This is a genomic window from Desulfogranum aggregans, from assembly GCF_055398265.1.
On record NZ_AP042447.1, the window covers coordinates 1016622 to 1038063 of the forward strand.

20 protein-coding genes are annotated in these 21442 nt (G+C 49.9%); 15 read left to right on the forward strand and 5 right to left on the reverse strand.

The window, feature by feature from the left end; translation table 11 throughout:
• Positions 1 to 36 precede the first annotated feature (36 nt).
• Together ACZ52Z_RS04720 and ACZ52Z_RS04725 are read right to left on the reverse strand one after the other, a co-directional pair.
• Positions 37 to 1347 carry a glutamine synthetase family protein gene (locus ACZ52Z_RS04720; RefSeq protein WP_464269598.1) on the reverse strand — a complete coding sequence of 437 codons (1311 nt, stop codon included), beginning with the start codon at positions 1345 to 1347 and terminating at the stop codon, positions 37 to 39.
• 338 nt (positions 1348 to 1685) lie between these two features.
• Positions 1686 to 2633, reverse strand: coding sequence for an alpha/beta fold hydrolase (locus tag ACZ52Z_RS04725; RefSeq protein WP_464269599.1), 948 nt, complete (start codon positions 2631 to 2633; stop codon positions 1686 to 1688).
• A 414-nt stretch (positions 2634 to 3047) separates the two neighbouring features.
• On the opposite strand from ACZ52Z_RS04725, the gene ACZ52Z_RS04730 reads away from it, so the two are divergent.
• From ACZ52Z_RS04730 to pap, 9 genes are all read left to right on the forward strand, one after another.
• A complete protein-coding gene (locus tag ACZ52Z_RS04730) occupies positions 3048 to 4622 on the forward strand; it encodes a hybrid sensor histidine kinase/response regulator (protein WP_464269600.1) in 1575 nt (524 codons plus the stop codon).
• Between the two features lie 337 nt (positions 4623 to 4959).
• On the forward strand, positions 4960 to 6342 hold the full coding sequence (locus ACZ52Z_RS04735; RefSeq protein WP_464269601.1) for an MFS transporter: 1383 nt from the start codon (positions 4960 to 4962) through the stop codon (positions 6340 to 6342).
• 114 nt (positions 6343 to 6456) lie between these two features.
• A complete protein-coding gene (locus ACZ52Z_RS04740; protein ID WP_464269602.1) occupies positions 6457 to 7230 on the forward strand; it encodes an alpha/beta hydrolase in 774 nt (257 codons plus the stop codon).
• 280 nt (positions 7231 to 7510) lie between these two features.
• Positions 7511 to 8242, forward strand: coding sequence for a DUF1538 family protein (locus ACZ52Z_RS04745; protein WP_464269603.1), 732 nt, complete (start codon positions 7511 to 7513; stop codon positions 8240 to 8242).
• 30 nt (positions 8243 to 8272) lie between these two features.
• Positions 8273 to 9064, forward strand: coding sequence for a DUF1538 domain-containing protein (locus ACZ52Z_RS04750; protein WP_464269604.1), 792 nt, complete (start codon positions 8273 to 8275; stop codon positions 9062 to 9064).
• Complete coding sequence (locus ACZ52Z_RS04755; protein ID WP_464269605.1) at positions 9064 to 9411, forward strand: P-II family nitrogen regulator; 348 nt, start codon at positions 9064 to 9066, stop codon at positions 9409 to 9411. Before ACZ52Z_RS04750 ends, ACZ52Z_RS04755 begins: the two co-directional genes overlap by 1 nt.
• Positions 9412 to 9447: 36 nt before the next feature.
• Entirely contained in the window at positions 9448 to 9849 is a 402-nt protein-coding gene (locus ACZ52Z_RS04760; RefSeq protein ID WP_464269606.1) for a CBS domain-containing protein, read from the forward strand.
• A gap of 307 nt (positions 9850 to 10156) precedes the next feature.
• Positions 10157 to 10585 (forward strand): response regulator, encoded by a 429-nt coding sequence (locus ACZ52Z_RS04765; protein WP_464269607.1) that lies wholly within the window; start codon positions 10157 to 10159, stop codon positions 10583 to 10585.
• Positions 10586 to 10919: 334 nt separating this feature from the next.
• The gene (pap, locus tag ACZ52Z_RS04770) at positions 10920 to 12452 is read left to right on the forward strand and encodes a polyphosphate:AMP phosphotransferase (protein ID WP_464269608.1); all 1533 of its coding nucleotides are present in this window, start codon (positions 10920 to 10922) and stop codon (positions 12450 to 12452) included.
• A gap of 96 nt (positions 12453 to 12548) precedes the next feature.
• Here the strand turns inward: pap and ACZ52Z_RS04775 are convergent, their stop codons facing one another.
• Positions 12549 to 13664 carry an acyltransferase family protein gene (locus tag ACZ52Z_RS04775; RefSeq protein ID WP_464269609.1) on the reverse strand — a complete coding sequence of 372 codons (1116 nt, stop codon included), beginning with the start codon at positions 13662 to 13664 and terminating at the stop codon, positions 12549 to 12551.
• A 411-nt stretch (positions 13665 to 14075) separates the two neighbouring features.
• Here ACZ52Z_RS04775 and ACZ52Z_RS04780 point away from each other — a divergent pair, with 411 nt between their 5' ends.
• Together ACZ52Z_RS04780 and ACZ52Z_RS04785 are read left to right on the forward strand one after the other, a co-directional pair.
• Positions 14076 to 14636: a CBS domain-containing protein gene (locus ACZ52Z_RS04780; RefSeq protein WP_464269610.1), complete on the forward strand. Its 561-nt coding sequence runs from the start codon at positions 14076 to 14078 to the stop codon at positions 14634 to 14636.
• Between the two features lie 411 nt (positions 14637 to 15047).
• The gene (locus ACZ52Z_RS04785; protein WP_464269611.1) at positions 15048 to 15566 is read left to right on the forward strand and encodes a hypothetical protein; all 519 of its coding nucleotides are present in this window, start codon (positions 15048 to 15050) and stop codon (positions 15564 to 15566) included.
• Between the two features lie 262 nt (positions 15567 to 15828).
• Here the strand turns inward: ACZ52Z_RS04785 and ACZ52Z_RS04790 are convergent, their stop codons facing one another.
• Both ACZ52Z_RS04790 and ACZ52Z_RS04795 read right to left on the reverse strand, forming a co-directional pair.
• Positions 15829 to 16353, reverse strand: a complete 525-nt coding sequence (locus tag ACZ52Z_RS04790) for a DUF6691 family protein (RefSeq protein WP_464269612.1) — start codon at positions 16351 to 16353, stop codon at positions 15829 to 15831.
• Between the two features lie 3 nt (positions 16354 to 16356).
• Positions 16357 to 16896 carry a YeeE/YedE thiosulfate transporter family protein gene (locus tag ACZ52Z_RS04795; protein ID WP_464269613.1) on the reverse strand — a complete coding sequence of 180 codons (540 nt, stop codon included), beginning with the start codon at positions 16894 to 16896 and terminating at the stop codon, positions 16357 to 16359.
• 481 nt (positions 16897 to 17377) lie between these two features.
• On the opposite strand from ACZ52Z_RS04795, the gene ACZ52Z_RS04800 reads away from it, so the two are divergent.
• From ACZ52Z_RS04800 to ACZ52Z_RS04815, 4 genes are all read left to right on the forward strand, one after another.
• The gene (locus ACZ52Z_RS04800; RefSeq protein WP_464269614.1) at positions 17378 to 18859 is read left to right on the forward strand and encodes a multiheme c-type cytochrome; all 1482 of its coding nucleotides are present in this window, start codon (positions 17378 to 17380) and stop codon (positions 18857 to 18859) included.
• A gap of 753 nt (positions 18860 to 19612) precedes the next feature.
• A complete protein-coding gene (locus ACZ52Z_RS04805; protein ID WP_464269615.1) occupies positions 19613 to 20302 on the forward strand; it encodes a rhomboid family intramembrane serine protease in 690 nt (229 codons plus the stop codon).
• A 109-nt stretch (positions 20303 to 20411) separates the two neighbouring features.
• The gene (locus ACZ52Z_RS04810) at positions 20412 to 20906 is read left to right on the forward strand and encodes a hypothetical protein (RefSeq protein WP_464269616.1); all 495 of its coding nucleotides are present in this window, start codon (positions 20412 to 20414) and stop codon (positions 20904 to 20906) included.
• Between the two features lie 15 nt (positions 20907 to 20921).
• Positions 20922 to 21341: a hypothetical protein gene (locus ACZ52Z_RS04815; RefSeq protein ID WP_464269617.1), complete on the forward strand. Its 420-nt coding sequence runs from the start codon at positions 20922 to 20924 to the stop codon at positions 21339 to 21341.
• Positions 21342 to 21442: the final 101 nt, after the last annotated feature.

Consider the following 21442-nt stretch of genomic DNA (forward strand, 5'->3'; position numbering starts at 1 on the left):
CTGACGTACCCTCCCAGTATGTAGTTGTTTTGCCCTTTATCTGTCGAGATACATTGATAATTCGCGTTCGCTGACGTGGGTTCGATGTTCTTCCCATTCCTGGGTTTTTAGCGTCATGTAATTCTGATACGTTTCCTCTCCAAGGGTTTGCTGAAGAAATGAGCTGTGTTCAGCCTCAGCCAGTGCTTCAAACATGCTTTTGGGTAGAAATCGATTATCCCAAATTTTTGTTGATAGATCTTTGCTGGATATGTCGCCTGTAGCTTCTTCTCCGCAGACAATGTTCCTCCGGATCCCTTCCAGGCCCATTGCGATTAAAGTAGCCACCTGAAAATACACATTTCCAGCTGGATCCGGATTTCTGAGCTCAAGCCTGGCGCTCTGCGGGTTCGGACAGTAAGGAATCCTTACCATGGAACTACGGTTTTTCAACCCCCAGTTACAGATTATGGGAGCTTCCCGTTCGATCACATATGCTTTGTAGGAGTTGAAGGTGGAAGCCATTATTATTGATGTCTCTCTGGCATATTGCAGTATACCGCCGATAAACTGCCTGGCTACGGTGCTTAAATTGTGGGCAGCGTTCTGATCATAGAAAACATTATTCCCTTCCAGATCCTGAGCAGAAAGATGGAGGTGAAAAGCGTTTCGATTATAGCCGTCAAAGGGCTTTGGCATAAAGGTGGCTCGATATCCGAACGCTGCGGCAGTTTGCTGGGTGACATAATTAAAAAGCACAGTACGGTCTGCACCACGCAGGGGATCGGTGGGTTCCAGGTTTATTTCGTGCTGGGATGGCGTAACCTCGTGGTGAGCTTTTTCAAAGGCAATTCCGCAGTCTTTCAAGGTAGCAACGATGCTTTTTCTGACAGTTTCTCCTTTATCATGGGGACTTGACTGAAAGTAGAGGCCTTGATCTGTATGCAGGTTATGCTGACTTTTTCCGTTTTTGAGCAGAAAAAACTCATGTTCCGGTCCCAGAAGAAACCGGAGTCCAAACTCCTGCTGCGCCTCAGCTACAATATTTTTCAATATCGCTCTCGGGTCAGCCTGAGCAGGCGTATCTTTTTCATTGTAGATGTTGGCAATGAAAAACCCGATAGTTTCATCTGAAAATTTCAACACCTTAAAACTATCGGGATCTGGAAACAAAAGACGGTCACTGCTATCCACAGTCCCGTAGCCTGCAATAGAGCTGCCATCAAATCCGATACCGTTTTCAAGGATGGATTCAATATTATCTGGATTAACAGGCAGGCTCATGACCCTCCCGTTGAAATCCATGAAAAATATTTTTGTGCTATCAACCGTGGCAAGTCTTTTTTTCATCTCTTTCAGGTCAACCATAATCTGGGCATCCTTCGCGTACTTTGATTTTTTGTGTATATCCCGCAATCATTATCTCTACCTAACAGAGAATGTGTAGTGCGTAATTCTCTGGCATGGCTGAGTTGTCATCCTGTCGGTTCCCCTCCCCACCACTTCCTCTATACAATTTTTCTGGTTGAATCATCCATGAAATCATCATTCCCCAACTCCTCGTGGTGATCAAACCGCCTCGTGTTCAACGGCTTCTCGTGTGCAGTCTCGATTGCAGAGTAGAAAAAGAACTGCATTCGTAAGCCTTCACGCAACAGGTACCTGTAAAAGAAGTGGGTAAGGTCGCGGGCCAAGCCAAACAGGCATCAACGGTACTGTCTGATCCTGTTAAGTTCCTGAACAAAAAGGTCAGACCGAACAAAATGTGGGTGGTGTCCCGTGTCAGGAATCATGGTAGATTTGGCATGGGGTACCTGGTACATAAATCCCCCGGCATGGGAAAACTGGTATATAACCTGGTCTTGAGCACCATAGAGCATACTGACGGGGAGGCGTATATTGTTGAACCCTGGGTATGAATGATCAAGAAATGATCGGATCTGGTTCAAATCAGAGGCATTGGCCAAAAAACGGTCGGGAAGGAAGAGCAGATCAACGCAGGTCGACTCAGTGTAGTCATCGGCCACCGGATTCGGCGCAAACGTCGATGCCACCATTGACGGCGCAATCAACGGAGCAAAGAGCGGGACAGCCGCATAGCGGAAAACATGACCGAGTACTGGGGTGGTGGCCAGCCTGGTATACCATGAAGCACCGGAGCCGACCGGATAGACGACCCCGGCAACGAGCACGAGCCCACGATACTGCGAAGGGTAGTCGTTGATCAGCCGTGCACCGATAGCCCCGGCAAGAGAGTGGACAACAAGGATGGGGCGCTCCAGTTCAAGACGGACGATGGCCTTATGGATCAGCCGGGTCTGTTCCAGCAGCGACATGGGACCATGCCGCTCGCTATGCCCGAGCCCGGGACGATCCAGGGCGATGAGGCGATATGAGGCTGGAAGACGGGGAAAGAGGGAATGTTGCCATTGCAGTGCATTGCTCGATGCACCGTGGAGGAGGACGACGTCCTGGCTATCATTGCCCCCGGGTCTTTCCAGATAATGGAGCGCATGGCCATCGACCTCGATAAATGCTCCTTGAGGCTGACATTTTTTACGTATTTCGTGTATCTTGAACTGACTCAGTAACGCCGCTGCAGCCAATACACCAGCCGCTACTACACACAACGAGATGGCGAGCAGCTTCATCATCTCCCTCTATTGCGAATGCCTTGCTATGGAAATCACCTTGCTCCCCGACGACATATAGTCAGCAAACATCCCGATTACGCTCCACTGATGGTGGTTGTGTACTGCCCTTTTGCCCCTCATCTCCCTTCTTGTGTCCAACACTCCCACAATATACTCCGACTCCAAAATCCACCGTGCCATGCAGCACTTTATCCCACGCCTGCAGTGGATATCCCTTGCCAACGACCGATGAAGTGACTGATTGAGCGCTGCAATACCTGTCTCTGCAACAGGGAAAAGCCCATGAAACATCCATAAAAAGAATGTATGGATGGTGTTAGATTATGGCTAGGATTTTTCTTCAATATTGACATGCAGATAATAGAACGTTTAAGGTGCGTCTTTTACTTTCAAAAAACCTGATTCAATATTCATATGCCACAACCATCCTACAGCGAACTCAAGCAACGAGTTGTTGCCCTGGAAAACGAGCTCAGTGAGTTGAAAGATGTTGAAAGTCAATTTAACGCACTTTTTGAAAATAGTCCTATAGGTGTAGCCTATCATCGTATGGTTTATGACAAAAATGGCGAGCCCGTTGATTTCTACTACATTTCAGCAAACAGCAGATTTAAAGAGTACACCGGTCAGGATCCTACTGGTCGCCTGGTAACGGAAGTTTTTCCTGGTATAGAACACGATGAGAATTTCGATTGGATCGGCACCTGTGGAAAAGTTGCCCGTACCGGTGAACCGATAAGGTTCCAACAGCACTTACCCCCGGTTGATCGCTGGTATGACATCATGGTGTTTCAAGACAAACCAGACCACTTCGTTGTCTCCTTTCTGGAAATAACAGAGCAGAAGCAGGCGGAAATAGCCATGCATCAGAGCCAAAAACTGGACGCTATAGGTCAGTTGGCCGGAGGCGTGGCTCACGATTTCAACAATATGCTTGGTGGTATCATTGGTGCTGCTGAATTACTCAATCACTACTTGCCAGAGGAATCTACCCCGAAAAAATATCACCGAATAATTCTTGAATCTGCCACAAGGGCGGCTAACCTGACAGAGCAATTACTCACTTTCTCCCGCCATTACGACCCTGCCTCTACCGTCATTAACCTCCACGAGATTATTGAAGATGTGGTTTTATTGCTCATCAATACGATTGATAAACGTATTGATATTCATCAAAATCTTACAGCTGCCTCCAGTACCGTCATAGGCGACCCTGCGTTGCTGCAAAATATCTTTCTTAATCTCGGCATCAACAGTACCCAGGCTATGCCGGAGGGGGGCACGCTCAGCATCCAATCTCAGGTTACCCTGCTCGATACTGTTTATTGCGAAACATCGTCGTTTGATCTTCAGCCGGGGTCCTTTGTTGAGGTAGAGATTCGTGATACCGGCTGCGGTATTTCCTCCGATCATCTAGACAAAATATTTGAGCCTTTTTTTACAACCAAAGAACAGGGCGAAGGTACAGGGCTGGGTCTCTCGTCAACCTACGGATCAATAGTAAAACATAAAGGGGCCATCACCGTCTATTCGGAGATAGGACACGGCACGATATTTCGGGTGTATCTGCCATTAGTGGTTGTTGATGTTGCCACGCAAACGCGCTTGAAAAAACCCATTTCCGGAACCGGTAAGATTCTCGTTGTAGACGATGAGGAAGTTATGCGCCTGACGGCTAAGGCAATTCTTGAACGTCTCGGCTATGAGATAATCCTGGCTGAAAATGGTCAGGAGGCACTGCAGCTGTTTCAGGAGGATGCCGCTTCTTACAGCCTGGTCCTTTTAGACATGGTTATGCCGGTGATGAGCGGCCGCGACTGTTTTTTTGCTCTCAAAAAACTTGATCCTAAAATTCCCGTTTTACTTTCATCAGGCTTTTCCCATGAAGAAGATCTCGCAGCATTAAAAGCAAACGGGCTCGATGGATTCATCAAAAAGCCCTATCTCAGCAACAGCCTCAGTCACGCTGTAAGCAAAATAAAGCGATAGGGTGTTCCCCCCCACAGGCTACGGATCAGGAGCTGAAGCTCTGCAGCCGTGCCCCCATCAGTGCATAGAAAAACAGCAAACGCAATAGAACACAACCAACTCCTGGAAGGCAAACCGCCCTGCCGAGCATCCCTTATTGTCCCTCCTGGTTCAGGTTACCGAGGGCACTCCCTATTAATACCACCCTATTTTTCTCTCATTGTGCTCTTGGTTTCCAGCTATATAATTACCTTAGTTTAAAAAGGGTGTGCTGTGCGATGCACATGCCTTTACGCTTACCCCTGGTGAGGGAATTGAGCCTTTCCAATTGTTTTCCCTGTTATACAAGGCTGATATTGTGGATAATCCAACACCGAGCACCCCCCGAAGAAACAGCGGCAACAACGCGGATGGCCAGAGAGCCAATGTATTACGGCTTCCCCTGTCCCTCCTCTCTGCATATGGTTTTATGGCCTTTCCGTTGGCAGCGGGTTTTATTGTTCTTCAGGTAATGGTGCCGACGCATTATGCGGAAACAACCGCCTTGAGTCTCTCCACCATTGGAACGATTATGCTGCTTGCCCGGCTCTGGGACACGGTAACCGATCCGCTCATTGGCTATCTTTCTGATAAGACCCCGCAAAAGCTTGGCCGCCGCAGAATCTGGATTGTCGGCAGTGTCCCATTGATCTGCCTGTCGATCTATTACCTGTTCAACCCCAGGCCTGATGTGGGCATTGGCTACCTGATCTGCTGGACTCTGATAATTTATGCGGCTGGCACCATGGCCATTGTGCCGATGAACGCATGGGGGGCCGAGCTTTCTCCCGATTACCGCCAACGCAGCAGGATCACTGGAGTCCGCGCTGCCTTTGGCCTGACGGGGACCATGGCGGCCCTCATGGTTCCGGCACTGCTGGGCCAGGAGGGCTCTGGAGATTTGGAACTCACCCTGCAGATTAATTCCTGGCTGGCAATCGGAACCCTGCTAGTTGCCTCCGTAGTGCTCTTTTTGGTCCCTGATAATAATCCTACCTTTTTACCCAAAACCCAGGTGAAGGACGCCTTCCTGCTGATAGCGCGGCCATCGCCGTTTCGCCAACTGATTATCAGTTTTCTGAACAACAGTGCTGCAAATGCGGTGCCTGCCACCCTGTTTCTGTTCTACGTTACCTATGTCCTGAAAGTTCCCGACATGGCTGGTCCGTTGCTTTTTCTCTATTTTATCTGTGCGGCGGTCTCTGTACCGTTCTGGATCTGGATATCGGGATATTTTGGTAAACATCGGACCTGGCATTGGTCAATAATCATTGCCTGCCTGCTCTTTTTCTGGACGCCTTTTCTAGGTGAAGGCGACCTTTTAGTCTACATGCTCATCGTGATAGGAACCGGCATTACCACAGGTTGCGACCTTATTATCCCCTCATCAATGAATGGTGACCTGGTTGAGTGGGATACCGCTCAACATGGCTGTCGAAGACCAGGCATGCTCTTTGCAATTTGGGGGACAACCACCAAGCTGTCCTATGCGCTGGCCATAGGCATTGCCTTTCCGCTGCTGGATTTTTTTGGTTTCTCCGCAGGGATTGACAACACCCCCGGAGCAATAACCGCTCTGGCAATCTTGTATGGCGGACCTTGCATCGGCTTCAAAATGCTGGCTTTGTATGCTATGCGCGATTACCCCATTACGGAGGCGGTGTATCAAAAAATACTTCAAAAAAACCAGACCAACTCCTGAACCATGGACCTCCCAGTTCACCACTGCAAAAAAAGCTGCACCCCTTTCAACCTGATTAAAGGTCTATGCATCGGCTGTGTGCTCAGCTTGCTGTATGGATGTTCTCCCCTACAAATGGTCAATGTCCTGACGCCAGACGGTGCGGAGAAGGTGCAACGCAATATTGCCTATGGAATGAAGGCCAGACAACAGCTTGATATCTACCTCCCTGCTCAGCCGGATGAGGACAGCCCAGTGCTGGTCTTTTTCTATGGCGGAAGTTGGCGCAGTGGAGCGCGAGGCGATTACCAGTTTGTCGCTCAAAGTTTAGCCTTGGGTGGCTATACGACAGTAATCCCGGATTACCGTACATATCCGGAGGTGCGGTTCCCCGTCTTTATGGAGGACGGAGCCATGGCTGTGGCCTGGGTTCTCGACAATATAGGGAAACCGGAGGAAGGTGTCATCCTCATCGGTCACTCTGCCGGGGCCCACTTGGCTTCACTCCTGGCACTTGATCCGCAGTACCTGCAGGCCTACGACGTGAACACCACTCACATCAAAGGTGTTATCGGGCTCGCCGGTCCCTATGCATTTGACCCGCTTGCCTACCGAAAGACCCGACCGATATTCAGCGGCCTGGCCGATGTTGACAACTCCAAGCCGATAACACACGCCTGCGGCAATAACCTGCCGCTGCTGCTGCTCCATGGGGAGGATGATGGCCTCGTTGTTCCGGAAAATTCACTCCAGCTACACAGGGCGCGAGAGCAATGCGGTATGGACTCCACCTATATCGAACTTGAGAAAGTTGGTCATTTCGATATACTCCTGGGCTTATCGGCTTCCTTCGCTGATCGGGCTCCGGTGCTGGAACCGATACAACACTTCATTGGGAGTCTACGATAGGCCTTTTACCAGTTCCCCTCCCCACTTTTCACCTCTACCCCGGGATTGTCTCGAAGACAGGGAAATATGCAAATTCTTTTTCTACTCCCCCCCTCCGGAAATCTTGCCGTTACCGACAAAAAACTTTGAGTGATTGCAGATTATCTGCTATCCAGGGAAGGATAAACCAGCAACAGAACAGCAAAGTGTGCGTTCCCCTAGACCTGCATCGCTGTGCGATACTGTTTCCGGAGAGCAGAAAAATTCATCCATCACAATTCCCACTAGGGTATTACGGACCATGATTACTTCAATAATCTGGAAAAAGCTTCGAGACGCTTTCACCGACCTTTTGCCAATTGTTCTGGTCATCGGCTTTTTCCAGATTGTTGTGCTCAGGCAACCTTTGCCCCAAATGGGGGAAGTACTTTTTGGAGCGCTCCTGGTGGTAGCCGGGCTCAGTCTGTTTGTTCAGGGATTGGAAATGGGCCTGTTTCCCATCGGTGAATCACTGGCACGAGCCCTCGCCAAAAAGGGGAGTCTTTTCTGGCTCCTCACTTTTGCTTTTGCATTGGGTTTTTCAACTACCGTTGCAGAACCTTCTCTTATTGCTATTGCTGAAGAGGCTGCGGAAATAGCCGGCGAAGGAGGGCTCATTGCCCCGGAAATGGAGTCGCTCGAGCAATACGCTTTCGGACTGCGCATGGCGGTCGCCTTTTCAGTGGGACTTAGTATTCTTATCGGTGTTATGCGTATCCTCCTCGGCTGGCCTCTCCATTACCTGATTATCTGCGGCTACGCATTGGTTATGCTAATGACGGTCATTGCCCCAAAAGAAATCATTGGCATTGCCTACGATGCCGGCGGGGTGACAACCTCAACCATTACGGTACCACTGGTCGCCGCTTTAGGAGTAGGTCTTGCGTCTTCGATTAAGGGGCGCAGTCCCCTGCTCGATGGTTTCGGCCTGATTGCGCTGGCGTCTCTGCTGCCGATGATTTTTGTCATGGGCTATGGGCTTATTGTTTTTTGAAAAGAGCCCCTGACCACGGAGCGTGTTGACATGGATTTTCTTGTTGATTTTGGAACGACCTTTTTAAGCACCTGCAGAGATGTCCTTCCTATTGTTGTCCTTATCGTCGGGTTCCAGGTGCTGGTCCTTCGCGTACCGATTCCACGCTTGCGCCGTCTCATTGTCGGCGGTGTTTTTGTTGTTATCGGCCTTGCGCTCTTTTTGGAAGGTCTTGAAAAAGCACTTTTTCCGCTGGGCGAAATCATGGCTACCCAGCTCTCTGATCCAGACTTTATTTACGGTGTAGGCGCGGTATTTACCGAGGCTGACTGGAAGAAATACGGATGGGTATATCTTTTTGCTGCCATGATCGGTTTTGCAACAACCATTGCCGAGCCATCCTTGATTGCTGTGGCCTACAAGGCGAATGAAGCTTCGGCAGGAACAATCAGTCAATGGGGGTTGCGCATCACTGTCGCCTTAGGGGTGGCCTTTGGCATCAGTCTTGGGTGTTTTCGTATTATTACCGGCACTCCACTCTATATGTACATCCTGGCCGGTTACCTGATCGTTGTGGTGCAGACCCTTTTTGCTCCTAAAAACATTATCCCGCTCGCCTATGATTCCGGCGGGGTGACCACCTCGACAGTTACAGTTCCGCTGGTGGCCGCTCTTGGTCTTGGTCTTGCCTCTACCGTACCGGGGCGAAATCCTGCCCTGGACGGTTTCGGCCTGATTGCTTTTGCGAGTTTATTCCCGATTATAAGCGTTATGGGCTACGCTCAGCTGATGGAGTGGTCCGTTAAACGAAAAAAAGTGAAAACAATTAATGGAGAGAGCTGATGCGCTTTAAACTTATTTTAGCCTCAGTCAAAACGGATATAACCGACCAGGTTGTTGATGCAGGAAAAGAGGCCGGTGCCACCGGGGCAACCATAATCCCGGCAAGAGGGACTGGCATCCATGAGGCAAAAACATTTTTCGGCCTTTCACTGGAGGCACAGACTGACATCATTATGATGCTGGTTGAGGAGCATCTTGTTGCCACCATTCTCGATGCAGTAAAAAAAGCAGGCGAGTTTGGTGAACCGGGAACAGGTATAGCCTTTGTGCTTCCTGTGGAGCATGTAGTCGGACTTGAGAGCCAGATGGAGAAATTCAAAGAAAGAGTGCGTAACAGCTATTTCTAACTTTTAGGAATCTTTTACTACGTGGAGAAACGCAAGATGGAAAGCAAACCCCCAATAGTTCGGGCCAAAGACGTCATGCAAAAGAAAATTGTCTCGATCGACGGGATGGCAACGGCAAAAGAAGCCGCAGCGATGATGCGTTCGCAAAACGTCTATGCCCTTTTGGTCAACAAGCGAAACGATGACGACGCCTGGGGAATAGTTGTGTACCAGGATTTTATAAAGGGTGTGATGATACCGGGACGAACCTCGGAAGAGGTGAATGTCTATGAAATTATGTCAAAACCTGTCATTACGGTGCCTGCCGACATGGATGTCCGTTATGTTGCCAGGTTACTGTATAGAGCCGGTATCAGGAGAGCTCCTGTGGAAGAAAAGGGGGAAATGGTCGGTGTTATCTCTCTCTCTTCGCTGATCCTTGACAATGAACTGTTCTGATTCACACACCAGGCTTAATCAGTGGACAGTGTGAATGCCCGGGCACGATACACAGGTGCGCCAGTTTTTTACAGGGATCTTTTTTTGATCAGGCAAAAAGTAACACACGGAAGAAATCAAGGGCAGAGGTGACGGTTACCAGGAAGGGGAAAGGAAACGAACATACCGGCCGGTGTCCGGAAGAAGGATGCCGTCAGCAAGAGAGTACACAGGACCTGTCCTCCATCGCTTTAATTTGCAGAGGAGCTGATTGTACCTATATTCTACTGGTAAGAATCCCTGCAACACCATACCTGGGAGGCACAGGTTGATCTATCGTGCGTTAATTTTTGATGATGATCGAATAGTTAGAAGGTTGCTATGGCATTACTTTGATAAACGCGAGTATGAAGTCTTCACCTTTCCACACCCGAAGGCCTGTCCACTGATTGACACGGCATCTTGTACATGCCCCCTCAACACTTCATGTGCGGACATTATCCTGACAGATTTGGAAATGCCCTACATTAAGGGCTTGGCATTTCTAAAGCATCAGATTCATAAAGGGTGCAAGGTTAACAACTTGGCCCTTATGTCCGGCAATCTTGATGAGTCCAGCTATCATCAGGCCACAACAAACGGAATAAAAATATTCCACAAGCCTTTCTCCATCAATGAAATTGACGCCTGGGTGAAAGAGCGTGAAGCGGCAATCGATTTGCATCGCCGCCTCATTGACTTCCATGAAATAGTATAAAATATCAGTGGAACAGATAAACACGGTGGAAAAGCATCGTATTCAGTTTTTTTCCGCTTGCCCTACAGTGACACCACCACTGCACACCTGATTCGGTGACTCCTCAAAACCGTATCTGGTGGCTGTGGTTTTTTTCGCGGCACCACCCCATCGAGCTTTTCAGCAGCCCAGAGGTGGCCAAACAGATATAGGTTGAAACAGTGTCGTGATTGCCTTGAAACAGTACGCCCCTTTCAAGCGAGAAGAAAGGAAAATGCGTATAGTATAACCAGACTTAGCTGCCATGTCCCCTGAACAACCGAATAAAATTTCATCAACCGCAAGGAGCAAGGACATGTTTGAATCTGCAGAATTGGGACATAAAATAAAAAAATCAGATTACAAAAAAGAGGTCCCTGCACTGCGGGAGGCCCTTCTCAACGTGCAGTTGGAATTGACTGAATCGGCCGATTTCCAGGTGATTATTCTGGTGGGAGGCTTGGACGGTGCAGGTCGCAGTGCCACCGTGAACCTGTTGAACGAATGGATGGATCCTCGCCACATTCAGACCCACGGTATGGGCGAACCAACAGACGAAGAACTGGATCGACCCATGATGTGGCGGTTCTGGAGAGCATTGCCGCCAAAAGGCAAAATCGGTCTTTTCCTGGGGTCGTGGTACACCTGGCCAATGCTCAACAGGGCTTTCGGCAGAACCGATGATGCGGATTTGGCGCAAAGCCTGGACCGGGCAAAAAAACTGGAAAAAATGCTGGTGGATGAGGGGGCACTGCTTATTAAACTATGGTTTCACCTTTCCAAGGAAAAACAGAAAAAACGTCTGAAATCCCTGGAAAAGAATCCAATCACACGTTGGAAGGTCACCAAAAGGGATTGGAAGCATTTTAAAATGTACGACCAATTCCGTGAAGTACATGAGCAGGTTATTCGTCATACCTCTACCGCAGAAGCCCCGTGGTTGATCATTGAAGGAGAGGATGCACGCTATCGCAACCTGACAGTAGGGAAGCTTCTCCTCAGCGCTATACGCGATCGGCTGAACCACAAGACTCACCCTCCACAAAAAATCCTCGCACCGCCCCTTTTGCCCCCCATTGATAACCTGCATGTGCTGAAAACATTGGATATGTCGCAGACCCTCATCAAAGCAGACTACAGGGAGGAACTGAAAAAGTACCAGAGGAAACTCAATCTGTTGACCAGGGATCCAAAGTTCAAATACACCTCTGTACTGATTGTTTTCGAAGGCAATGACGCGGCAGGCAAGGGAGGTGCTACACGTCGCATTACCGGGGCGCTTGATGCACGCATGTATCAGGTTATTCCCATTGCGGCCCCCACAGAAGAAGAACGCGCCCAACCCTACCTCTGGAGGTTCTGGCGGCACCTGCCCCGAAAAGGAAGGGTAACCATCTTTGATCGGTCGTGGTATGGCCGTGTCCTGGTGGAACGGGTGGAGCAGTTCTGCGCTGAAGCCGACTGGATGAGGGCATACGGGGAAATCAACGAGTTTGAAGCTCAACTTGTCCGACATCGTCTCGTTGTGGTCAAATTCTGGCTGGCCATTTCCAATGAAGAGCAGTTGCGAAGATTTAAGGACAGGGAGCAGACGGGCTTCAAGCGATATAAGATCACCGAGGAGGACTGGCGTAATCGGGAGAAATGGGGCGAGTATGAACTGGCGGTTTCCGATATGGTTGATCGGACAAGTACACTCCACGCCCCCTGGACCCTGGTGGAGGCCAACAGTAAATATTTTGCCCGCATCAAAGTACTGAAGACCCTGTGCGAAAGAATAGAGGTCAAGCTCAAGGAGTTGTACGAAGAAGGCGTTGATTACCTGGAAAAGCCGAAAAAAGGCAAGTAAGCGGACAGGACAGAGCGCAGCGGTTGCGGTATATTGTGCGGTTGGCAGCTGTGAACCGGGGTCCCCTTGAGAGGAGGTAATTATGCAAGAGTACCATCATGATTCCTTTTCACCGGACATGCTCGCTTTTTCGTTCTGCTCCCTGCGAGAGGGAATATATACTGTAATCCGCTTTTTGATCCGATGGAACCCCCGCACATACAACCATGTGAGCAGGAGGGAAACACTGACATTGAAGCTAAAAACAACGCCAAAAAGGGCAGTGTTTGATAATCCATTGAAATAAATAACAAAATAAGTGGGAAGTGAACATACTGCGCCTTGAAAAAGGTACAGAATATACGAGTGTCTTCCTGACCACGCCAGAGGCTTCAACAGCTCGTTTACCCAGCTATTTTCAACGAAGCGCCAAAGAGGTTTTATAAGAGCAAAGAGATGCAGCAGCGGGAGGCTGTAGACCATATACTGATAGGTAGGCGGAAATTTGTATCCACTTAAGCGTAAGGCGTTACCGTCAAGATGAAAGACCAGGCCGCAAAGCAAACAGGTAATGGCGAAAGACAGCAGTAGCTCTCTTGGCTTGATGTTGTGTTCTTCAATCTGAAAAATTGCTCCGAGTAAAAAAAATATGGTGTAAAAAGCAACATGTCCATAATCGGAGAAAATGTAGGTGGTGTCTGGATAATGATAAATGGTGAGCGAATAGAAGATGAGCATAAAAACCAGGAAAAATATCCTCATGCGCACAAAGAATCGATGGGCCATCATAAAGGGCAAAAACAGGATCATTGAAAAATAGACCCGCATATACCACAGGCTGCCGTTGTAGCCGTATATGTAGTCCCACAGGTTGCCCTGAAGATGCACATCTTTGATAGTGCTCAGGCTTACGCCAACATCAGGAACAGGTCGATTGCCAGTGAAGAAAAACCAGCAGTATACCGCAAAGAGCAGTAGAAGGCTCACTGCGACATAGTGGGAATAGAGCCGGATAAATTGAAAAATGATCTTTTTTGAGGTTCCGATAAACCCTGACAGATGGAGCAGGTAGCCTGAAAGAAAGAAGAAAATGGGAATATCTACAAAGTATGCCAGCTGCCGCACAATATCCGGCGTAAACTTGGCCAGCGACCAGTACACCGTATGGATATTGATAACGGAAATCATCATCAACCCCTTGACCACATCTATATAGCTGTCCCGTTTTTTCATAGACAATGCTGATTCAGTGCAGGTGGAAACCGCGCACCCTTACAGGTACCTCCTTGGCTGATGGGGTGAAAGCACGTACGTAAGCTCTACTGAGAAATCGAGCAAAGCTCACCAGAGAATGGTCCTATTGTCCCGGAAACGAATACCACTCAAGCCCATTGTAAGCAGCCAGCTCAAAACAGCAACGTCTTTGCCGCGTGAATCGGTAAGATTCAAAACGCTCTGTTTCGGTTGAATAATAGGAGTGTTGAAGAACAGATGAATACCGATATCCGGTGACAATCCGGGTAGTTTGACCTATAATATACGAAACTGTCACTTGCGGTTAACAAAGAAAACGTGACGTTTTCTCAGAAATTTTCCCACAACAATAACGCTTAATTTCGCTGATTGAACAGGGGGAGTGCAGACATGCAATCAATAGAGATAAAAGATATCATTGTCCCGATAGATGAATACGCCACAGTTTCTCAGGATGCCACATTGTATGACGCCATACAAGCTTTGTCCAAGGCAAAGCTCGAATTTGACCAGTCAAGGGACAAGCACAGGGCTATTCTCGTTTTGGATGATGATAAAAATGTTATAGGAAAACTCAGCCAAATAGATGTTATTCGCGGCCTGGAGCCGGGCTACAAGAATCTGGCACAATTCCCTAAAATTAAACACTGGGCATTAAGCAAGGAAACGGCATCCAACATCCTGAAGGACCTGCAGCTTTGGCAAGAACCACTGACGGACCTCTGTAAAAAATCCGCCTCCATCCATGTAAGCGATATCATGCACACTCCCAAATCCGGGGAGTATGTCAGCCAACATGCAACCCTTGATGAGGCCATGCATCAGCTGGTCATGGGACAGCATCAGTCACTACTCGTTGTAAATGTTGAAAACCAAAAAGTTATCGGTATACTCCGCTTGACGGATGTGTTCAGTACTGTCGCCGGCATCATCAACCAGTGTGCAACCTGAGCGGGTGCCATTATACCTCGCTGTGCGCCCTGCACGGTGAGGTATAATGGAACAACAGGGAAACAGGGCAGCTTAGCCTTTGACACAAGAGTGCGGGCACCCCTTCCCCGCCCCTCCAAGACGCCCCATCGGGGCCCCTTTAGCTGTGGCGGCAACGTCTTTGAGATACTGCGGCGGTATTACCACCAGCGTTTCCGCCTTAGTCTGTGCCATTCCAAAACGCTCGCAGGTGCAGTAGAAGGTCACAAAATGAACCCCATGTGATAGCGATTTCCGTCCAATCTGCCAAGGGATAACCGTCTACCCTTCCACTTGTTTTTCCATACCTTTCTGATTGCAATCATTCATAAGCTGCTTATTTTTGTATCTGCGGATTGCCTTTTCCTGTAATACAAAACTTGGGAGCGCAAAATGTTTGAACTAAAAAAAATAGCGGCAGATACAGTACCATCAGCTCTTGAAATGGCGCAGCGATACCGGTTGTTGAATGAACCTCAAGCGGCAGAAAGCATTTGTCGCGACATTCTGGAGGTTGAGCCGGAAAATCAACAGGCGGCGATAACCCTGCTCCTCGCCTTAACGGATAACTTTGTTAATGCAATAACGCCTGCCTTTACTCAAGCCAAAGAAGTTGCAGAGGGACTTACCGAACCCTCTGCGAAAGCGTATTATAAAGGCATTATCTATGAGCGAAGAGCCAAGGCACACTTGAAGATTGGCGGTCACAATGCTGGGGAAATGGCGTATTCATGGCTGGAAAAAGCCATGCAGGCCTTTGACGAAGCAATGAGCGGTCCCAATCAGGAAAACAGAGACGCTGTTTTGCGTTGGAATGCCTGCGCGCGTATCATGAATGAGTATCAAAACGAGCAGCAAGGGGCAACAGCTGAGCGGGAAGGCCTGCTTGACAGTTACGAAACGCCTCATTGACAAGGGCCGTTTTCAGTCCGCTCCCTTGTCGGAGGGAATGAGAGCCCTTTTCACCTTCCGACAAGGGGGCAGCTGGCTTGTGCTCGTGTTTGCGCCAGAACAGGCCGGAAAAAAAATATTGCTCAGCTCTCACCATCCCCCGATTGCCCATAAAAGAAACAGCACTCAGCCGGTTCCACCACCCCGGTTGAGTGCATCCCGTGTACACCCTGGGCCTGACCAAGGGCCGTCTCCTTTGGGCAAAAGCGGCCGGACCTCAACCTCACACTCCCTTTTTTTCAAAAACAACAAACATAGCCAGGCCCACAGCTATAAAGGCAAGTATGACGACCCAGGGGGAGAGACCAAGAACTTCAGGGAGACGCAACTTGCCGTAATCGCCCCAGGCTAGCACAGTCCTGGATAAAAACGGAAAGGCTTCGGCGTACGCAGCTGCCCCGAAAAGCATACCCACAATCGCCCACAAGGCATGGAGACGGCCTTCGGCAAGGGCACCCACAGAGGTACCAGGGCAGAATCCGGCAATTGCCCAACCTATGCCGAAAAGGGTCCCGCCAACGGCAATGGCTCCGATACGGGTCGCCTTGACACTGAAGCTGATTAACCCCAAGCTGTGGCAGGCATAGATGCCAACCATGCCGACGAGAACCGCACTAAACATAAACTTAATAATGGTCATATCCCGAAACAGCATAAAACCTACTTGCCGCTCAAAACGCAGTACCTCGCCTTTCTGAAGAAGAAAGCCAAACACAACGCCTGTCAGTAACCCCAGTAGCAATTCCATGCTTCACCTCCTTTTCCTGTACACCAAACGGGCAGATACTACGCCAGAAAGAATAAAAAATACCAGAGCGACCAAGCCGCTGACAGCCAGCTGCATATTCCCCGACAGACCATGGCCGCTTGGACAGCCTCCGGCGAGCCGGGCACCGAAAAGGAGTATGGCCCCCCCAGCGAACGCCCCGACAGCGCGTATAAATGCACTATCGCCAAAACGCTCCCTCCAGATCGGGGGGACGGTTTCGTACTTGACGCTCTTCCCGAGACGCGCAGAAAGCAAGGCGCCGAAAAAAATGCCAACCACCACCATCATTTGCCAGTCCACCTTGATCCTGGTTTTTAAGAAATAAGCATTGTCAGCAGTATGCTCGGGCACTACTGCCTGTTCTGCCAGACCGGCAAGACGTACAAAAGTGGTTGAGGCTCCCAGGTATTTGGGTTTTTCCAGAACCATCGTGGTGACCAGCACGGTCAGGGTTGCCAAGACGCCAACCAGGGCGCCGGCCAGGTAGGGGCTCCAGCGTCCTGCTGATAGTAGGGATCTCATCTTCCCTCCTCCTGCATGAAAGTAATTGTTTCTTTGCATCCTGTGGACACTTATGCATTCAAGGATACAGGGTTCGGTTCGGCAAAGGGCAATCAGGCTGCTTACCAATCAGCAGACTGCTCCTCTGTTGCTAAGGGTATTGCATGCCCTTCAACAGTCAAGAGCTACAGCGTGGTGCATCCTGCAGGCCAGGCTGCCAAGCTGAGCAAACAAAGAACTTCTCTCTACTGAAATAGCGCAGCCCCAGCCTAGGCATAATCGTACTCTTGCGCCGCCCACCTTTTACTTCATTTTCTGCTGCTCATCAGGCGCGTCCCCAAAAATCGCTGTTGGTAGAGGAACCTGGTTACCATCTGCCGGTGGGCGGGCATCGGTTGCCAAAAAAGGAGGCGATCTCTATGGATTTATCTGCATGGAAATGGTAACAACCATCTTGGTGAACCTCTTTTTTTACCGAAAAATCACCTATCAGGAGGCATACATGCGCACACTACTGTTGTTCATTGCCTTGACCGCGGCCGTTCCGGTTCCCCTTCTGGCCGGAATAATCAGTGATGACACCGAGGGATGTCTTGGCTGCCACGAACTGGTAACCCCGGGAATTGTGGCTGACTGGAAAAAAAGCCGGCACTCACACATAAGCCCGGCTGAGGGCATGGCCAAACAGCCCCAGGAAAGAAGGATATCTGCAGAAAAAGTAAGCGATACCCTCATGCCAACGGTGGTCGGCTGCGCCGAATGCCATACCATGAACGCAGAAGCACACCCAGGAAGCTTCGAGCACAACGGCTACATAGTGCATGCGGTGGTATCGCCTGCCGATTGTGCTACCTGCCATCCGGTTGAGGTCAATGAGTACGACGATAACCTTATGAGCCAGGCCTATGGCAACCTCATGCACAATCCGCTTTACCTGAAGATGGTCGATGTGGCCAACGGACTGCACGAATACAGTGACGGTGTCTTCACCTACCACGGAAGCGATGAAGCCAACAATGCCGATTCCTGCCTCTCCTGTCATGGTACCGACGTCAAGATCACCGGAACCGCAACCCGGGAAACCATCATGGGCGAAATGGATTTTCCAATCCTGACAAACTGGCCGAACATCGGCGTCGGACGGCTGAATCCCGATGGCACGGTCGGATCCTGTTCCCCCTGCCATGCCCGGCATCACTATTCAATCGAGGTTGCCCGTAAACCCTACACCTGTGCACAGTGCCATAAAGGCCCGGATGTTCCGGCCTATAAGGTCTACTCGGTCAGCGTACATGGCAATATCCAGAAATCCATTGATAAGCAGTGGAATTATGAAACGGTACCGTGGACAGTGGGCACCGATTTTACCGCCCCCACCTGTGCCACCTGCCATATTTCCCTGGTGGTTGACGAAGAAGGCGAGGTGTTGGTTGAACGGTCACACCGGATGAATAATCGGCTGCCATGGCGCATTTTCGGGCTGCCTTACGCTCACCCCCACCCGATTGAAGCTGATACCAGCTCCATCATCAACCAGGCCGGACTCCAGCTGCCCACAGAACTCACCGGCGAGCCGGTGAGCAAATTTCTCATCACTGCCGAGGAAATGGCTGAACGACAGGAGACCATGGCTCGAGTCTGTCTTGGCTGTCATGGCCGCCAATGGGTTGACGGCCATTTCGACCGACTCGAAACCTCCATTGCCAGCACCAACCATATGACCCTCCAGGCGACGAATATGATCACCGAGGCCTGGGAAGATGGCCTGGCCGGACAAAATAATCCCTTTGACGAGGCCATCGAGGTCGAGTGGACGGAACAGTGGCTGTTTTTCGGAAATTCGACCCGGCTGGCCAGCGCTATGGGTGGTACCGATTACGGCGTATTTGACCGAGGGCGCTGGTGGCAGCATAAAAACCTGCAAAACATGCGGGAACGACTGCTGCAACTGCGTGACCGAAAAAAAAGATCGGCTGCGGAGTAAGTTGATTTGTCGAACAGCAAGGGGGGCGTTCTGTAGGACAGCCCCCTTGCTGCTTTTACGGAGCTGGTCGTAAACTTGCTTTTCCTGATACACGCGCATGTGGAGGAAAAACACTTATCGGCCAGAACATCGGACAAAGGGAGCATCTTCGACATATATCTGTGTTTGATGGTTCGGTCCTGCCCTATCATGCCGATCAAGCTCGAGCGAGCAAGGTGCATCCTGCAGACTTTGTTCGCCCATGTGCGTTTACGGGTTCTGCTCTCGCTCTGGCTCATCCCCAGCAGGCAAGCCGTATCCGCTGTCCTTGCTGTCCGCAAGACTGCATTAAATCTGCAACTGTGAGCCGACGTCATCTGCGGTGATGCTGTCTTCGCGTTATGGCGCACCGCTTCCCCTCGAATGCCCTCAAAAAAGGTTCCAACAGAACAATTTTCCCTCTTGACCCTCTTTTTTACAGGCCTCTTTCAATTTTTCATCTAAGATGGACAAGCAGTAGCTGCCCATTCCTGAAAGATGAATAATCACCATATGGCCCGTCGCTTTGAGACGGCAGCCTGCCGGTAATACTGATAAACCCACGGATAATTCCTTACTATGCACTCCTCAAACAAAAGAAACTCTTTTCTCTGTCCGAATTGCAGAAAATTAATCAGCCGCTCAGCAAAGGTATGCCCCACTTGCGGGCTAAAACACCCGGGTTCGTGGTGGACAAACAATATATTCACCCGAAAGACCTACGAGAATGAGCAGTTGCTGAAGACAGTTCTTGCGATCAATATTGCCATGTTTATTCTTTCCCTGGTTATCGATCTTCAACCAGGAGCTTTTTCCGGCAGCCCCTTCCGTTTTCTTTCCCCAAGCAACAAAAGTCTGCTTATTCTCGGCTCTTCGGGAACGATCCCGCTGTTTGAGCTCCACCGCTGGTGGTCGCTGGTTTCAGCCAATTATCTGCACGGCAGCCTGATGCATATTCTTTTCAACATGATCGCATTCCATCAGCTTGGCCCGCTGATAATTCGTGAATACGGCACCAGCAGAATGGTTGCTATCTACACCCTGAGCGGTGTTGGCGGGTACCTTGTTTCCGCTCTCTTTGGCGTGCCTTTCACCATCGGGGCCTCTGCATCGGTATGCGGACTGATAGGCGCGGCACTCTACTATGGAAAGAGTCGGGGGGGAACATACGGTAAAGCCATATACAGTCAGATCGGCGGCTGGGCAGTGGGCATATTTATTTTTGGCTTCCTGGTGCCGGGGATCAACAACTCCGGTCATGCCGGAGGAATGGCGTTTGGCGCCTTAATCGGCTTGCTGCTTGGCTACAGGGAACGTCTACCGGAAAAGCCTGTACATATGCTGCTCAGCATGCTCTGTGTTGTCGTGACCGGCATGGTGTTGGCGTGGTCGCTGCTCAACGGCCTTGTATATGTGCTGAGTTAACCCCTCGCCAGCCCGAGTCTTCTTTCATATCTTACGCGTTCTCCCCTGCACATGCGAATCAGCTGCGGATTCAAGGTAGGGAAAAACAAACCTTCAGGGTAAAGCCAAAATGATATATGCTCGTTCTCTTCCCCAGCCCAAATCGCTACATGGGAGGCAGTGGCATGTTCTGCACCGGATCATTTTCTCCATTTTTCTCCTTTCTGTCATTTTTTTGACCCTGCCCCACACCGCTTCCACTGCCCAATGCAGCAGCAGTACTCATGCAACCCCTTTTCAAGGAGAACCGCAAACCAGCTTTATGGCAGAAGCAGAAATATACTGCATTGTGGCATGTAATGATTTGACAATACAGAAAAATATACTGGTGATAGACTGGATCGACCCCACAGGTGTGCTCCGCGGACAAACCGTGGATGACAATATAGCTCCTGACAGCTCTGGAAAAATACAAAAAACATACCGACTGAATTTGCCTAAAAAAGGGCACGTTTCTCGCATGTTGACTGGTTCACGCTACGGTGACGAAATGTATGGTACCTGGACCTACCGCATCCTGCTTAATGGTACCGACATGGGAGAAAACCACTTTGTGATTCATTAACCAGACAGGAGAAGAATGAAAAGATTAGCCTTCACTCTATTAGCGACAAGCTGCTTATTGGCAGCAGGTGGGTGCAGCGATGGAAATGTAACCACCGAGGAGGTGTTATCCGCCTGCGGAGGCATTGCAGGAACCTACAGCGGCTCATACAGCGATAATTCCTGCCATGGCGACCACACCCAGGGCTCTATTTCCAATTTTCAGATCAGTGACGGCTGCACATCAGAGATTCAAGGATTTATCATCAGTGCCAACGGGAGCATTACCGGTATCGACGAAACCGGCAACTCATTTGACGTCCGCGCTGAAACTCCGCCGGGTTCCACCTGCGGCGGCCTGAGCGGAAGCTGTACCCGCACCGGCGAAAAATCATACCACTGCAACTACACCTGGGATCAGGGAGGAGGCGGCTCGCTTGACGTCAGCCGCTTGTAAGCGATGAACGGCAATCAGTCATGTCCCTTCGCCTTGAGGATGGCTGGTTGCCGTTTCCCTAAACACCGGTTAAACACTACTCCGTATGGTCACCCTGTGAA